Here is a 16623-nt window from a genome sequence, read left to right on the forward strand (position 1 = left end):
CAAAGGCGACGTACCGATACGGCTTCCAAAGCCTCGCGCCTGACGATCGGGCAGCCGCATTCGCGCTGACAGCGCGGCGCCGAGATCCTCGGAGGTCGGCGCCGCGCCGCATCGGCGAACGGCTACGCGCTGAAGTACTTCGCCTCCGGATGCAGCAGGACAAAGGCGTCGGTGGACTGCTCCGGATGCAACTGCAGCTCCTCGGAGAGCACGACGCCGATGCGATCGGCTTCGAGCAGGTCGACAAGTTTGGCGCGGTCCTCCAGCTCCGGGCAGGCGCCGTAGCCGAACGAGTAGCGGGCGCCGCGATAGCCGAGCTTGAAGTACTCCAGCACGTCGGCCGGGTCGGAGTCGGCGACCGCGTGACCGTCGAGGACGAGCTCCTCGCGGATGCGGCGGTGCCAGTACTCGGCGAGCGCCTCGGTGAGCTGGACGCCGATGCCGTGCACCTCGAGGTAATCGCGGTAGCTGTCACCCGCGAACAGCTCGTTGGCGAAGTCGGCGATCGGCTGACCCATCGTGACCAGCTGGAACGGAAGCACGTCCACCTGACCGGTCGAGCGGGCGTACTCCCGCGAACGGATGAAGTCGGCGATGCACAGGAACCGGTCGCGCTGCTGCCGCGGGAAGGTGAACCGGTACCGCTCCGGCGCATCGGGTTCCGGTTCGGACAGCACGATGACTTCGTCGCCTTCGGACACCGCGGGGAAGTAGCCGTACACCACCGCGGCGTGCTGCAACACGCCCTCGGTGCTCAATCGGTCCAGCCAGGCGCGCAGACGCGGCCTGCCCTCGGTCTCCACCAGTTCCTCGTAGCCGGGACCGTCGCCACCGCGCTGCCCACGCAGGCCCCACTGCCCCAGGAACAGCGCTCGCTCGTCGAGCAGGCCCGAATACTCGTGCAGCGCGAGGCCTTTCACCACCCGTGTGCCCCAGAACGGCGGCACCGGCACCGGCAGATCGGCCGCGACGTCGGAGCGCTCCGGCACCACGACGGGCGCCTCGTTCGCCCTGCGCTCCGCCGCGATTCGCTTGGAGCGCTCGTGGCGCGCTTTGCGCTCGGCGGCCTTCTCCCGCTCGGCGACGGCTTCCGGGCTGTCCGGGTCGAGGTCGCCACCGCGTTTGCGGGTCATGATGTCGTCCATCAGCCGCAGGCCCTCGAACGCGTCGCGCGCGTAGTGCACGTCGCCCTCGTACACCTCGGTCAGGTCGTTCTCCACGTAGGAGCGGGTGAGCGCCGCACCGCCCAGCAGCACCGGGAACTGCTCGGCCACGCCCTTGGCGTTGAGCTCCTCGAGGTTCTCCTTCATCACCACGGTCGACTTGACCAGCAGACCCGACATGCCGATGACGTCGGCCTTCTTGTCCACCGCCGCGTCAAGGATGGTGGCGATCGGCTGCTTGATGCCGAGGTTGACCACCTCGTAGCCGTTGTTCGACAGGATGATGTCCACCAGGTTCTTGCCGATGTCGTGCACGTCGCCCTTCACGGTGGCCAGCACGATGCGGCCCTTGCCACTGTCGTCGGTGGCCTCCATGTGCGGCTCGAGGTACGCGACGGCGGCCTTCATCACCTCGGCGGACTGCAGCACGAACGGCAGCTGCATCTGACCGGACCCGAACAGCTCGCCGACCGTCTTCATCCCGGCCAGCAGGGTCTCGTTGATGATCTGCAGCGGCGGCACCTCGGTCATGGCCGCGTCCAGGTCGGCTTCCATCCCGGCGCGTTCACCGTCGACGATCCGCCGCTCCAGCCGCTCGAACAACGGGAGCGCGGCCAGTTCCTCCGCCCGCGACGCCTTCGACGAGGAGGTGGACACGCCTTCGAACAGCGCCATCAGCTTCTGCAGCGGGTCGTAGCCCTCCGCACGGCGGTCGTACACCAGATCCAGCGCGACCTCGCGCTGCTCCTCCGGGATACGGCTGATCGGCAGGATCTTGGAGGCGTGCACGATCGCCGAATCCAGACCGGCTTGGACGCACTCGTGCATGAAGACCGAGTTGAGCACCTGCCGGGCGGCCGGATTGAGGCCGAAGGAGATGTTGGACAGACCCAAGGTGGTCTGCACCCGTGGATGCCGGCGCTTGAGCTCGCGGATGGCCTCGATGGTCTCCAGCCCGTCGCGGCGCGACTCCTCCTGGCCGGTGCCCAGGGTGAAGGTGAGCGTGTCGATGATGATGTCGCTCTCCGACAGCCCCCAGTTGCCGGTGATGTCGGCGATCAGCCGCTCGGCGATCTCCACCTTCTTCGCCGCGGTGCGTGCCTGGCCCTCCTCGTCGATGGTCAGCGCGACCACGGCGGCGCCGTGCTCGGCGACCAGGCGCATGGTCTGCTGGAACCGCGAATCGGGACCGGCGCCGTCCTCGTAGTTCACCGAGTTGACCGCGCAACGCCCGCCGAGGTGCTCCAGCCCGGCCCGCAGTACGGGGGCCTCGGTGGAGTCGAGCATGATCGGCAACGTCGAAGCGGTGGCCAGCCTGCTCGCCAGCTCCGACATGTCGCGGGTGCCGTCCCGGCCGACGTAGTCGACGCACAGGTCGAGCATGTGTGCCCCGTCACGGGTCTGGTCCTTGGCGATGTCCAAGCACTTCTGCCAGTCCCCGGCGAGCATGGCCTCACGGAATGCCTTGGAGCCGTTGGCGTTCGTGCGTTCGCCGATCATCAGGACCGAGGCGTCCTGCTCGAACGGCACCGCGGTGTACATGCTGGACACGCTCGGCTCGTGCACCGGCGCGCGCCGCTGCGCGATCGGCGGCAGGGCCGGCTCGACTTCGCGCACCGCGGCGGTGACCTGGCGGATGTGCTCGGGCGTGGTACCGCAGCAGCCGCCGACCAGGGCCAGGCCGAACTCGGTGACGAACCCGCGCAGCGCGACCGCCAGTTCCTCGGGGGTGAGCGGGTAGACCGCCCCGTCCGCGCCGAGCACCGGCAGCCCGGCGTTCGGCATCACCGAGACCGGCACCTGCGCGTGCCGCGACAGGTGGCGCAGGTGCTCGCTCATCTCGTCCGGGCCGGTCGCGCAGTTCAGGCCGATCATGTCGATGCCGAGGGGCTCCAGCGCGGTGAGCGCCGCGCCGATCTCGCTGCCGACCAGCATCGTGCCCGTGGTCTCCACCGTGACGTGCGTGATGATCGGGATCCGGCGGCCCAGCTTCGCCATCGCGCGCTTGCTGCCGGTCACCGCCGCCTTGACCTGCAGCAGGTCCTGGCAGGTCTCGATGAGGATGGCGTCGGCGCCGCCGTCCAGCATGCCGAGGGCGGCCTCGGTATAGGCGTCGCGCAGCGCGGCGAACGGGGCGTGACCGAGCGTGGGCAGCTTGGTGCCCGGCCCCATCGAGCCGAGCACGTAGCGTGGCGTACCGTCGGGAGACGGTCCCATCTCGTCGGCGACCTCGCGGGCCAGCCGGGTTCCCCGCTCGGAGAGGTCGCGGATCCGGTCGGCGATGTCGTAGTCGGCGAGGTTGGGCAGGTTGCAGCCGAAGGTGTTGGTCTCCACCGCGTCGGCGCCCGCTTCGAAATAGGCGCGGTGGATGCCGCGCAGGACCTCGGGGCGGGTGTCGTTGAGGATCTCGTTACAGCCCTCCAACCCGCGGAAATCGTCGAGGGTCAGATCGGCAGCTTGCAGCATGGTGCCCATCGCACCGTCGCCGATGACGACACGACGGCGCAGCGTGTCGAGTAGCGTGGTGTCGAACTCGGCGGGGACGGACGCAGACATGCGTTCCAGCGTAGTGGGCGGGGCTGACGATCCAGGCCACGGCGTGGAGGCTCGGTGTCCTGGACCACACGCGCGGCCCGGAGCCGCCGCGTCCGCGCGCCGGAACACACCACCCCGTCCGGCCGTTCTACGACACGCCATATCGCCGCACACCGTAGGCTGACCGAGTGAACGCCAGTGAAACTCCCGAGCCGGAACTGCCGACGTTGCGGGATCCGGTACTGGTCGCCGCCTTCGAGGGGTGGAACGACGCCGGTGACGCGGCCAGCGGCGCCGTCGAGCATCTGGAACTGATCTGGGACGCCGAGCCGTTGGCCGAGCTCGACTCCGAGGACTACTACGACTATCAGGTCAACCGGCCGACGGTACGTCAGGTGGACGGTGTGACCAGGGAAATCCAGTGGCCGTCGACGATGTTGTCGGTGTGCTCGCCGCCCGGCAGCGACCGCGACGTGGTGCTGCTGCGCGGTATCGAACCGAATATGCGCTGGCGCAGCTTCTGCGGCGACCTGCTGGAGTTCATCGAGCAGCTCGGGGTGCAGACCGTGGTCATTCTCGGCGCACTGCTCGCGGACACTCCGCACACTCGTCCGGTACCGGTGACCGGCTCGGCATACAGCAAAGAAGCGGCCGAGCGGTTCAGCCTGGAGCAGACCCGCTACGAGGGACCGACCGGGATCACCGGCGTGCTGCAGGACCAGTGCGTGAAGGCGGGGGTCCCGGCGGTGTCGTTCTGGGCCGCCGTTCCGCACTATGTCTCCCAGCCGCCGAATCCGAAGGCGACCATCGCGCTGCTGCACCGGGTCGAGGACGTGCTCGACATCGAGGTGCCGCTGGGTGAGTTGCCCAAGCAGGCCGAGGACTGGGAGACCGCGGTGAACGAGATGACCGTGGGAGACGAGGAGATCAGCGAGTACGTGCGCTCGCTCGAGGAACGCGGCGACGCCGCGGTCGACGTGAACGAGGCGATGGCCAAGATCGACGGCGACGCCATCGCGGCCGAATTCGAGAAGTACCTGCGCAGACGGGGTCCGGGCAGCTTCGGTCTCTGATCGGTTGCGCGTCGGCGCGTTCGGTGCGGGCGGCCGGCGTCCGCGGGGTTCACCGGAAGTTCGCCGGGGGGCCACCTTCAGGTCGGGAAACGACTCCCTCCTACACTTTCGCCGGTGACCGTCCATCCGATCGTCGAGCGTCTGCGCACCTTCGACGAGCGGATCGCCGTCCATTGCCCCGACCGTGCGGGCGCGGACGGCGGCGGATCCCCACCCACTCGGCAGGTGACCTACGCTCGGCTTGCCGCGCTCGTCGAGTCCTTCGCGGCCGAACTCGGCCCGGCCCGTCGCCTCGTCGCGCTCGCCGCGCGCAACGATCTTTCCTCGCTCGTCGCGTACCTCGGAGCGCTCAGCGCCGGCTGCGTGGTCTTGCTGACCGAGCAGATCACTGCGGAGTTGCGGGACGCCTACAACCCGGACGTGCTCATCGAAGACGGGCGCGCCGAGGTGGTCCGGGAACGCTCGGCGCATCGCCTGCATCCGGAGCTCGCGCTGCTGCTGAGCACCTCGGGCTCCACCGGGTCGCCCAAACTGGTCCGGCTCTCGGCGACGAACCTGCGTTCCAACGCGGCGGCCATCGCCGAGTACCTGGCCATCGGCCCTGGCGATTGCGCGGCCACCACCCTGCCGATGTTCTACTGCTACGGGCTGTCGGTGGTGCACAGCCACCTGTGGCGCGGGGCGAGCCTCATGCTCACCGACCAGTCGGTATTGGACACGCAGTTCTGGCACGCGTTCCGGGACTGCCGCGCAACGTCGTTCGCCGCGGTTCCCTACACCATCGAACTGCTGGACCGCATCGGTTTCGCCCGTATGGACCTGCCGCACCTGCGCTATGTCACCCAGGCGGGCGGCAGACTGGCGCCGGAGCGGGTACGCGAATACGCCGCGCTCGGCCGGGAACACGGCTGGGAGTTCGTGGTCATGTACGGCCAGACCGAGGCCACCGCGCGAATGGCCTATCTGCCCGCGCATCTGGCGAGCGCGCACCCGGACTGCATCGGGATCCCGATTCCGGGCGGCGAATTCACCCTCGAGCCGGTCGAGGAAGCCGACGACGATGGGGACGAACCGCGCGAACTGGTCTATCGCGGGGCCAATGTGATGATGGGATACGCGAAGTCCGCCGCAGACCTCGCCCTCGGCCGTGCGGTCGATGCCTTGCGCACGGGCGACCTGGCACGACGCACACCCGAGGGCTTGTACCAGGTGGTCGGCAGGCGTAGCCGGTTCGCCAAGATCTTCGGACTGCGCATCGATCTGGAGCGTCTCGAATCCGGGCTGGCGGAGGCCGGATTCACGGCACGGTGCGCGGACGACGACGCGCACCTCGTCGTGGCCGTGGAGACCCCGCGGTCCGATCTCACCGAGCTCGCCGCGCGACTGTCCGGCCTGCCCGCCGCCGCCGTGCGGGTCCACGTGGTCGAACGGATCCCGCGGTTACCGAATGGCAAACCCGACTACCCCGCTATCCGACGGCTGGCCGGATCCGCGCCGCAGACACGTGACATCCGCTCCCTCTACGCCACGACGCTGGGCATCGATCCCGCGCGAGTCCACCCGGACAGCACGTTCGTCGACCTCGGCGGCAACTCGCTCACCTACGTGACCACCGCGGCACGGTTGGAGCGGGCGATCGGCCGCCTGCCCACCGACTGGCCGAACACGTCCGTGGCGGAACTGGAACGGATACCACGAGGCCGCAGGCGTTTCGGACGGGCACTCGACACCGGAACGCTGCTGCGCGCGGTCGGCATCGTGCTCATCGTCAGCTCGCACGCCGGAGTGTACGTGCTCTGGGGCGCGGCGCACGTGCTGCTCGGCGTGGCCGGCTTCAACTTCGCGCGGTTCGGGGTGACCACGGCCCCAGCCGCCGAGCGACTGCGCCACACGTTGCGCACCGTGGCATACATCGCGGTGCCGACGGCGCTCTGGGTCGCGCTGACCATGACCCGCACCGACTACTACGGCTGGCAGAATGTCCTGTTACTGAACAAGATTCTCGGCCCGCACGACAGCGCCACCGCCGGGCACCTGTGGTTTCTCGAGGTGCTCGTGTATTTCATGCTGGCCGCCGCGCTGTTGATCCGGATCCCCGTGGTGGACCGGTGGCAACGTGCCGAGCCGTTCTGGTTCGCGATGGCGCTGGTCGCGCTGAGCCTCGTCTTTCGATACCAAGCGTTCGGTCTGTATTCGGCGAAGGACATCCCGTTCTCTCCGCTGGCGGTGTGGCTCTTCGCGGTCGGCTGGGCGGCGGCGAAGGCGACGTCGATGTGGCAGCGGATGACGGTGAGTGCCGTCGTACTGATCACGGTGCCTGGCTATTTCGGCGTTCCCGAACGGGAACGTTTGATCATGGCGGGCTTGCTCGCGCTGGTGTGGTTGTCCGCGGTCCGGGTTCCCGCCGTCGTCGCCGTCTGCGCCGCGGTGCTGGCCGACGGCTCGTTGTTCGTCTATCTGCTGCATTGGCAGGTATACCCGCTGTTCGAACAGCACCGGCTCGCGGGGCTGCTCGCTTCCCTGGCAGCGGGTGTACTCGTCACCGGCGCGGTGACCGGGCTGCGACGCTGGGGTTCGGGGCGGTACCGGGCAGTTCGGTCGCGGCGATCAGCTCTCCACGGTCCACACCCGCGCCGCCGCCTCCTGAGCCAGCTTGGCGATCAAGATGTCGCGCGGAATCGTCTGGCCGGCAAAGTGATCGAGTGAGGGAACCACCACATGGTGCGCGTCCGCGCGCTTGAGTTCCGCCGTGAGCTCGGCGAAAGCCGCCCCGTCACCGCCGGTCGATTCATGGAACGTTGCGGCGAAGCACAGCCCTTCCTCGCGGGCGAGGCTGCTCATCGCGGCCTCGAGCTCCTTGCTATGGCCATCGGCCAGATCGTCACGCAAGTATCCATAGATCAACGCTTCCACCCGAACCTCCGTTGGATTGGGATCGCTGTTCTCTTATGTGGATCCACCCGTTTTACGGGGTATTTGCGCTTCGTGCAAGAGCAGATGTACTTGCAATTGCTCTTACAGGAGGGGCTGGCTAACTTCTGGCGCCATGTTCAGCATGCACAACGCGGCGGCGCGAAAGTAGCTGTCAACACACGGACATCTGCCTGCCCTCTTAAGGCCACCAAACGTTAACTGGTGCGATACTACAGACGTGGCCGCTACCGACGATCGACCCGTCTGGGCAGTCCGAATGCGTTCCGAGCGTGACGCGAGGGGGTGGTCGCAAGCCGACGCTGTTCGCGTGATGCGTGGAAAGTCTTCGCACAACCTGCCGACCGACAGTACTCTCCTACGCAACTGGCGCCGTTGGGAATCGGGCGAATCACGCCCCGACGACTTCTACGCGCCGATCATCGCCGCCACCTTCGACACGGTGACCGCGGCGTTCTTTCCCAAGGCCAGACCGAACCGGGACGACGAATTGCTCTCGGCCACCGGCATGGACACCCTCGAGTTCATCGGACGACTCCGTATGTCCGATGTGTCCTCCGTGACACTGGAGGCCGTCCGCATCACCGCAGAACGCCTGTGCTGCGAATACTCCTACGCCGACCCGCACGACCTGCACGCCGACGGCACCGCGTGGCTGCGCAGGATCACCTCGTTGCTGGACGGTCGCCTGACCCTGGCGCAGCACCGCGAAATCCTCGTTCTCGCCGGATGGGTGGCGTTGCTGGTCGGCTGCGTCGACTACGACCTCGGCCGGCGTACCGCCGCGGAGGCGACCCGCCGCGCCGCGCAGTCGCTGGCGCAGGAGGCGGAGAACATCGAGATCGCGGCATGGGCAGCGGAAATGACCGCGTGGTTCGCGCTGACCCAGGGCAACTACCGCGGCGTCATCGAGACCGTGCAGCCGACGCTGGAAGTAAGCCAGCACCTGCGCGTCGGTGTCCAGCTCGCCGCCCAGCGCGCCAAAGCCTGGGCCAGGCTGGGCAACCCGCGCGAGGTGGAGGCGGCGCTCGACGAAGGCCGAGCTATCTTGGAGCGACTCGATCATCCGGCCAATCTGGACAACCATTTCGTCATCGATGCGAACAAGTTCGACTTCTACGCGATGGACTGCTGCCGGGTCGCGGGCGAGGATCGGCTCGCCGAAACCTACGCGCGGGAAGTGATCCGCAACGCCACCCGCCCGGACGGCAGCGTGCGCAATCCGATGCGGGTCTCCGAGGCGCACCTGACTTTGGCCGTGGTCGCGGTCCGCGACCGTGACCTGGAACTCGCGGTGGCCGAGGGCATGCGCGCGTTCGCGGGCAGCAGGCGGTCGTTGCCCTCGCTGATGTGGATCGCGGGGGAAGTCGCGCGCGAGATCATCGAGCGGTTCCCCGGCGATCCGCGCACCCGCGCTTATCTGGACCAGTTGCGTTCGCTGTCCGTCGAGTGAGCCGACCTGCGCCGCGGCCGCGGCGAACGGTGCCGAACCGGACGCGGCCACGCCGAACACCAGAACGTCGTGCGGGTGGCGATCGGCCCGCTACTACCCTGTTCCCGGTGACCGACTCCGATGACGGCTGGGCCGACGCCCACTGGGACGACCGGCTGCGGCTGTTCTCTTTCGCCACCGCCGAGCGGCGCGCCGATTACCTCCGGGTGCTGCGCGCGTTCGACGGCGCGCGGGCAGCATACGTGGTGCTGCTGCACGCGGACGACGTCGCGGAGTGGATCGACCGCAACGGGAACACGCTGCACACGCCCGATCCGGTCACTGCGAACCAACCGGTCACGAATGCCGGCGTGGATCCGGCGCAAGCGCGCACGCGTCCGTCGGATCCACCCGGGGGCGAGCCGGAAACCGGTGCGCCGGACCGGTCCCCGGAGACACCCGGCCGACCCGCGGCGCCCCCGCTGACCGCGGCCGAGATCGGCCCGTTGCTCGACCAGTTGCACCAGTGGGGCATGCTGGAGCGCAGTTACGACGGAACCCGCGCCGCGACGCTGGCCGAATATCGTAATCGGCACTACGTGTACCAGTTCTCCCAGGCTGGTTTCCAGGCCTATCAGGCAGTCGCCGGTGTGCTCAGCGCCCGCCTCGACGAAGCTTCGTTGTCGCGCCTGGTGCTGCCGGAACTGCTGGCCGATCTGCACACCCTGGCCGAGGCCAACCGGGCGGGTGACGCCGAACGCGTCTACCGCACGCTGCGCCGTCTCGACATCGCGTTATCCGACCTGGCCGCCCGCGCCGCGCACTTCTATCTGGGGCTCGGCGACCTGGTTCGCACCACCGAGATCACCCCGGAATCGTTTCTCGCGCACAAGGACGCCCTGCTGGCGCACATGCGGGAGTTCAGCCTCGACCTGGCCCGGTTCACCCCGCGGCTGGCGGCCGCGATCGCCGAGATCGAGGAGACCGGCGTCGACGACCTGATCGGCCGGGCGGCGCGCTGCGACGAGCGGGTGCTGCTGAGTGTCGAGGAACGCCGGTCGGATTGGCAGGCCAGGTGGGACGGACTGCGGACCTGGTTCGTCGCGTCCGGCGGTGAACAGGCGGGGACGACGGAGGCCGAGCGGTTACGTGAGGCCACCATGAGCGCGATCGCCGCGGTGCTGTCGCTGCTGCGGCGGGTCACCGAGACGCGGCGCGGCGGGGTCAGCCGGGAGTCGGCGCTGCGGCATCTGGCCGGCTGGTTCACCGCGGCGCCGACCGTGGACAGCGCCCACGCGCTGTTCGACGCGGTGTTCGGGCTGGGCAAGCCGCGGCACCTGGCGATGGAGCACCCGGACGCCGACGTGATACCGGCGATTCGATCTTGGTGGGACGCACCGCCGTTGGAGATCTCGCGCACGCTCGCCGAGACCGGACGCCCGCCCTCCGCGGGTGCGCCCGCCCGTATCCACCGCAACGACGCGGGTATCCGGCGTCTGCGCGAGGCGCAGTTGGACGCGCAGCGGGCCCGCGCGGAGGCCGCCAGGTCGCTGGCTTCCGGCGACGTGCACGAACGAGTGCTGGACGACCGGGAGACCGAGGTGCTGCTGCGGCTGCTGGACGCCGCGTCCACCGCGTGGGTTCCGGTGCGCGGCCGGGTGGCGGGCACCACCGGCTCCGACAGCGGCGTCACCCTGACGGTGTCCGAGCACGACGGTCCGACCATCGTGCGCACCACCCGGGGACTGCTGCGGTTGAACAACCGGACACTGAAGATCGAGCAGACCACCGGAAGCCGGCCCCGTCCGGGCGGGGAGCACAGCTGATGCACGCACGCACCATCGATGCGCTCGCGCTGGACAACTACCAACGCGCCGCCCGAGTCGTCCTGGCCAACCACCTGGTGACCCGCGCCTATCCGGACCGGATCGCGCTGCCGCTGATCCGGCGCTGGGCCACCGAGCTGCGCGAGGACCTCGCCGAATTGTTCGGGTACCGGCTGGAAGTCACCGAGACCACCGCGCGGGTCTTCCCGGTCGTCGACCGCCTGGACGCGGGCAGACCCGCGCGTACCGCCGCCGAGCGCGTCTTCGACCGCCGCCGCTACGCCTACCTGGCTCTCGCGCTGGCCGCGCTGGGGCGCGCCGGGGACCAGATCACGCTGTCGGAGCTGGCCGATCAGGTCGCCGCCTACGCGAACCGGGTGGAGGGACTGGAACTCGCCACCGACCGGGCCGCCGACCGCGACGCGTTCGTCGACGCGGTGGGCTGGCTGACCGTGCGCGGCGCGCTTGGCCTGGCCGACGGTGACGCGGGCGGCTGGGCCAGCGATCCGGAGGCCGGTGAGGCGCTCTACGACATCGACCGGCCGGTGGTCTTCGCGCTGTTCCGGCCGCCGCGGGCCCTGCAACATCTGCACGGCGTGCGCGGGTTGCTCACCGAAGAGCCCATGGTCGGCGGTGTTTCCGCGCACGCGACAACCACCGCCGAGATCGCCCGCCGGGTACGCAGGGCGCTGGTGGAGCATCCGGTGGTGTACGCAGAGGATCTCGCACCCGAAGAGCGTCCTGTTCTCGCCCAGGAGCGGATCGTCGCGGAGGTCGAACTGTTCACCGGGCTGCGCGCCGAACGCCGCGCGGAGGGCGTGGCGCTGATCGACACCTCGGGGCGGCTGTCGGACGTCCGCTTTCCGGGGACCGGGACGCTCGCGCAGGTCGCCTTGCTGCTGGCCGGTGAGATCGCCGACCGCGTGCTGGACATCGATCACCCGCTGCCGCGGCGCCACGCCGGCCCGGACACGGATGCGGCACTGGCCGACCAGCTCGATGAAGCCATTCCCGAATCCACGCTGTTCGCGCCGCTCGCGGAGCCGCGTTCGCCGGATTCGTCCGCCGCCGAACCGGATTCGGCGACGGATGCAGCGGAGCAGACAGACCGGTCTGTCGCAGCAGGCTATCCGCTGATCGACCGGGCCTGGCTGTATGAGACGGTGCAGGCGCTGGCCGATCGCTACGGCACGACGTTCGCCGCGCAATGGCAGGCCGACGTTCCTCGCCTCACCACCGAGGTGGTGGCGCTGCTGGAACGACTGCGGCTGATCCGGATGGTCGAGGACGGACTGCTCGTGCTGCCCGCACTGGCCCGCTACCGTGGCGCGGTCGTCACGGTCCGCACCAAGCGGGCCGCGGAGCTGTTCGTCACCGCGGCCGACACCTACGGGCCCGGCGGCACCGGGACGGAAGGGAACTGACGAATGTCGCTCATTCACGGCGGAGTGCGGTTCACCCCCACCCGCGCCGGGATCGTCAACCTGTGGGACTACCGCGACCAGGAGTTCTGTTTCGCGGACGGCAGATTGGTCCTGCGCGGGCCGAACGGGTCGGGCAAGACCAAAGCGCTGGAGGTGCTGTTCCCCTTCGTTCTGGACGGACGGATCGAGCCGCGCAGGCTGAACCCGTTCGCGGGCGAGGAACGCACGATGAAGTCGAACCTGCTCTACCGCAAGCAGGACTCGGCGTACTCCTATGTCTGGATGGAGTTCGCGCGCGGTCGCTGGGAAGACCCCGAGGCGGTCACCGTCGGCATCGGCATGCGCGCCACCCGTTCCTCGGACAAGGTGACCCGCTGGTATTTCGTCGCCGACGGCCGGGTCGGGATCGACTTCTCCCTGATCGGCGCGGACGATCGGCCGTTCACCCGCAAGCAGCTGGCCGAGCAGATCGGCACCGACTCGATCGTCGACCGGCCGGTGGACTATCGCAACGCGATCGACGCTCGCATGTTCGGCCTCGGGACGCAGCGCTACGACCAGCTGATCAATCTGATCCTCACGCTGCGCCGCCCGCAGCTGGCCAAGAACCTCGACCCGCGCGGTTTGTCGCAGGCGCTCACCGACGGCCTGCGCCCGCTCGACGAGCAACTGATCCTGGACGCCGCTCGCTCGTTCAGCGATATGGAGGAGGTCGGCCGGACCCTGGAGGGTTTGGTGCACGCCGACACGGCGACCAGGGCTTTCGTCGAGGTGTATCGCAAATACCTCGCGGTTCAAGCGAAGACGGATGTCGACCAGGTGCGGGCGCGGCTCGACGCGGTGACCCACGCGAGCACCGCGCTGTTCGCCGCCACCGCGCTGCGCGAGCGCAGGGAGACCGAGCGTGCCACGGCCGAGGCTCGGGCCGAGGACGCCGACCGCGCCTACGAGCAGGCAATCGCCGACCGGGAGAATCTCCAGCGTTCCAGCGCCTACGAGGGCAAACAGCAGCTCGACGACCTGGCCGACGCGGTGCGTCGCCTGGAGACCTCGGCGGGCGTGCACGCCGACAAGGCGCTCAAGTCCCGCCAGACCCTGGACCAGCGGACCCAGGAGGCCGAGCGCGCACGCACCGCGGTGCGCACCGCCGCCGCCGCGCTCGCCCGCGGCGAGGACGATCTGCGCGCCGCCGCCGAGGAGGCGGGGATCGCATGGACGCCGCTGCCGGCGTCGACGCGGGCCGAGCAGCTCACCGCGGCGGTGCGCGGGCACGCCGAGGAGCGCGACGTCGATGTGCGCGCGGTGCGCAAGGCGGTGGGCGCGGTGGACACCGCTGCCGCCGAACGCACCAGGGCCGAGCGGCTGGCCGAGCGCGCGCGGGAACTGCGTGACGCCGCCGCGGCGGAGGTCGCGCACGCCGAAGCGACGGTCGCCTTGACCCGCTCCGAGGCCGCGGCCGCGTTGCGGACCTGGTGGGACGAGCACCGCGCGGTCTACACCCCGGTGCGCACCGGCCTGTTGGAAGCGCTGAACTCGGCGCTGGCCGAGGCCGGTTCGGATGCGCCCACCGTGGCCGAAGTGCTGTCCGATCGCACGGAATCCCTGCTCGAGGAGACCCGCACCCGCCGCCAAGAGGCACGCGCCCAGGTGGCCTCGGCCACGGCCCGCGTCGAGGAGCTGACCGCCGAACTCGAGCGGGTCGCGGCCCGGCGCGACGACGCGCCACCGGTATTCGCGGGCCGCTCCGGCCGGACCGGTGACCGGTCCGGCGCCGCGCTGTGGCGGCTGGTGCGCTTCGCCGACGACGTGCCGCCCGAGGCCGCGGCGGGCATCGAGGCCGCGCTGCACGCGGCGAATCTGCTGGACGCCTGGGTGTGCCCGGAAGGCGAGCTGCCGCCGGACTACGAATCCGATCAGTTCCTGCTGCCGCTGCCCGCATCGGACCGCCCGGCCGGTCGCACGCTCGCCGACGTGCTTATCGTGGAAGACGATTCGGACACGCTGGCGGTGCCGCGGCAGGTCGTGGCCGATGTGCTCGCTTCCATCGCCCTGCACGAGGACGCGGGCGAGCCGAGCGGCGCGGTGACGATCGGAGCGAACGGCGCGTTCCGGCAAGGCGTGCAGATCGGCCGCCACCGCAAGACCGACGCGGAATTCATCGGCGCCACCGCGCGAGCCAGACGCCGCGAGCTCCGCTCGGCCGAGTTGACCGCGGCGGTGGCGGCCGCCGAGGCGGACCGGAGCGCCGCCGGACAGCGGGAGGCCGCCGCCACCGCCGAACTCGCGCGAATCTCCGCCGCCGCCAAGGCGCTTCCGCGTCCGACCGCGGTGACCACGGCGCTGCGCGCGGTGTCAGAGGCCGCGGGCGTGCTGCGGTCGCGTGCGGAGGCCGCCGCCCACGCCGAGCGCGAACTCGACCAGGCGGTCGCGGACGTGTCCGCCGCGGAGAAGAAACTACGCGCCGCCGCCACCGCACACCGCACACCGCGCACGGCGCGCGAGATCGACGCCCTCGCCGCCGCCATCCGGCACTTCGAGAACACCGGCACGGGATTGCTGCGGTTGCGCGGCGACCACGAGCGGGAACGAGAGCGCGAACGCGAAGCCGACGACCGCTTGACCGAAGCCACCGACCTGGCCGAGGCGTTCGCGGAAGAGGCCGAGGCCGCGCGCACCGGCTACCAGGAGCAATTGCGCAAACTCGAGACCCTGCGCGATGCCCTCGGCGCAGGCGCGGCCGACATCGACCGCGAATTGGAGCAGGCCCGGCAGCGGATCGAGGCGACCAAGGTCGAGCAGAAGGCCGCGCGCAAGGCCGCCAACCAGGCCATCGAGGCGGTCGGCGACGCCGAAGCCGCGTACCGGACCGCGCACGAGTCGCTGGCCACCGCGCTGACCGAGGTGCTGGCGGAGGTGAAAGCCCTCGCGCCGTACGCTCAGCCGGATCTGCTCACGCTGCTCGGCGCCCCTGCCGAGGGACGCTGGCCCGGCAGCGACGCCGCGTGGTCGACGCCCGAGCAACTGCTGTACCGGATCGCGACGGCGGGGCCGGAGGCCTCACCGCGGGTGCTGCCGGACGAAGTCGCCGCGCTGTTCGACAGCCTCTCGGCGGCCACGGCAGCGGTGCGCGCGAGCGAGGCGACGCGCAAGTCCACGCGCACGGCGGTGACCGGGGCGTTGCAGGAGTTCGACGCGGCGTTGGCCGGCTCGGGCCGCGATTACCGGTTGCAATGGGACGCCGCCGACGGCCTCACCGTCGTCCAGGTGCACGACGAACACGGGGTTTCCGCGCTGGCCGACTTCGCCGCCCGTGTCGACGCCGCCCGGCGGGATCAGGAACTGCTGCTGACCGACGCCGAGCGCCGCATCCTGGAGGATGCCCTGTTGACCGGCCTGGCCCAGCAGATCCACGAACGCACCAGCGACGCGCGCGATCTCATCGCCAGGATGGGCGCGGAGATGAAGCAGCGGCGGATGTCCTCGGGCAACACCATCGGCGTGCACTGGGTGCTGGCCGACAGCCTGTCCGACGCGGCGCGGGCGATGTGCAAGCTGCTCGACCGGGACGCGTCGGCGCTGACGGCGGAGGATCTCGCGGCGATCCGGGCGCACTTCGCCTCCGAGATCAGGGCGGCGCGGGCGGCGCACCCGGAACGCTCCTACCCCGAGATCCTGGCCGCGACCCTGGATTATCGCACCTGGCGGGTGTTCTCGTTCACTTTGATCTCCGCCGACGGCAGCGAGGACAAGCTCACCGTGGCCAGGCACAGCGCGCTCTCCGGCGGCGAGCAGTCGGTGTCGCTGCACCTGCCGCTGTTCGCCGCGGCGCACGTCATGCTCGATTCCGCCGACCCGCAGGCCCCGCGACTACTGGCCCTGGACGAGGCGTTCGCGGGCGTCGACGACAACGGCCGCAGCGAATTGCTGGGACTGAGTGTGCAATTCGATCTCGATCTGTTCATGACCGGCTACGACCTGTGGATCACCTATCCGCATGTCCCGGCGTGCGCGCACTACGACTTGGCGCACTCGGCGGCCGAGAACACCGTCAGCGCGACACTGCTGGTGTGGGACAGCGGCGACCTGCTCGCCGAACACGACGGAACGGATCTCACCGCCGCGCTCGGCTCCCCCGACCGGCGCAGGCTTCCCACCACGATCGAGGGCGGGCTGGAACTCACGCCGGTGAGCTGATCGCCTCCGGGCGGGGTTGATCGTCGGCTCGGTCCGGGAGGTCGC

The 16623-nt window shown here is 69.9% G+C and carries 8 protein-coding genes; 6 read left to right on the forward strand and 2 right to left on the reverse strand.

Features of this window, described 5'->3' with window-relative positions:
• Positions 1–122 precede the first annotated feature (122 nt).
• Positions 123–3719 (reverse strand): methionine synthase, encoded by a 3597-nt coding sequence (metH, locus tag ACFV2O_RS11600; RefSeq protein ID WP_379251757.1) that lies wholly within the window; start codon positions 3717–3719, stop codon positions 123–125.
• A gap of 167 nt (positions 3720–3886) precedes the next feature.
• Here metH and ACFV2O_RS11605 point away from each other — a divergent pair, with 167 nt between their 5' ends.
• Both ACFV2O_RS11605 and ACFV2O_RS11610 read left to right on the forward strand, forming a co-directional pair.
• Positions 3887–4771, forward strand: coding sequence for a PAC2 family protein (locus ACFV2O_RS11605; protein ID WP_379251758.1), 885 nt, complete (start codon positions 3887–3889; stop codon positions 4769–4771).
• A gap of 114 nt (positions 4772–4885) precedes the next feature.
• Entirely contained in the window at positions 4886–7477 is a 2592-nt protein-coding gene (locus tag ACFV2O_RS11610; RefSeq protein ID WP_379251759.1) for an AMP-binding protein, read from the forward strand.
• Here ACFV2O_RS11610 and ACFV2O_RS11615 read toward each other — a convergent pair.
• Complete coding sequence (locus ACFV2O_RS11615; RefSeq protein WP_350901430.1) at positions 7379–7684, reverse strand: hypothetical protein; 306 nt, start codon at positions 7682–7684, stop codon at positions 7379–7381. The genes ACFV2O_RS11610 and ACFV2O_RS11615 overlap by 99 nt on opposite strands.
• 331 nt (positions 7685–8015) lie before the next feature.
• Here ACFV2O_RS11615 and ACFV2O_RS11620 point away from each other — a divergent pair, with 331 nt between their 5' ends.
• The 4 genes from ACFV2O_RS11620 (at position 8016) to ACFV2O_RS11635 (ending at position 16578) form a co-directional block, all read left to right on the forward strand.
• The gene (locus tag ACFV2O_RS11620) at positions 8016–9155 is read left to right on the forward strand and encodes an XRE family transcriptional regulator (protein WP_355077686.1); all 1140 of its coding nucleotides are present in this window, start codon (positions 8016–8018) and stop codon (positions 9153–9155) included.
• Positions 9156–9310: 155 nt separating this feature from the next.
• On the forward strand, positions 9311–10960 hold the full coding sequence (locus ACFV2O_RS11625) for a TIGR02677 family protein (protein ID WP_379251916.1): 1650 nt from the start codon (positions 9311–9313) through the stop codon (positions 10958–10960).
• Positions 10960–12384, forward strand: a complete 1425-nt coding sequence (locus tag ACFV2O_RS11630) for a TIGR02678 family protein (protein ID WP_379251760.1) — start codon at positions 10960–10962, stop codon at positions 12382–12384. The genes ACFV2O_RS11625 and ACFV2O_RS11630 overlap by 1 nt, the downstream gene beginning before the upstream one ends.
• 3 nt (positions 12385–12387) lie before the next feature.
• On the forward strand, positions 12388–16578 hold the full coding sequence (locus ACFV2O_RS11635; protein ID WP_379251761.1) for a TIGR02680 family protein: 4191 nt from the start codon (positions 12388–12390) through the stop codon (positions 16576–16578).
• The last annotated feature ends 45 nt before the right edge of the window (positions 16579–16623 follow it).

This window comes from Nocardia sp. NPDC059691 (assembly GCF_042733915.1).
GTDB lineage: Bacteria > Actinomycetota > Actinomycetes > Mycobacteriales > Mycobacteriaceae > Nocardia > Nocardia sichangensis.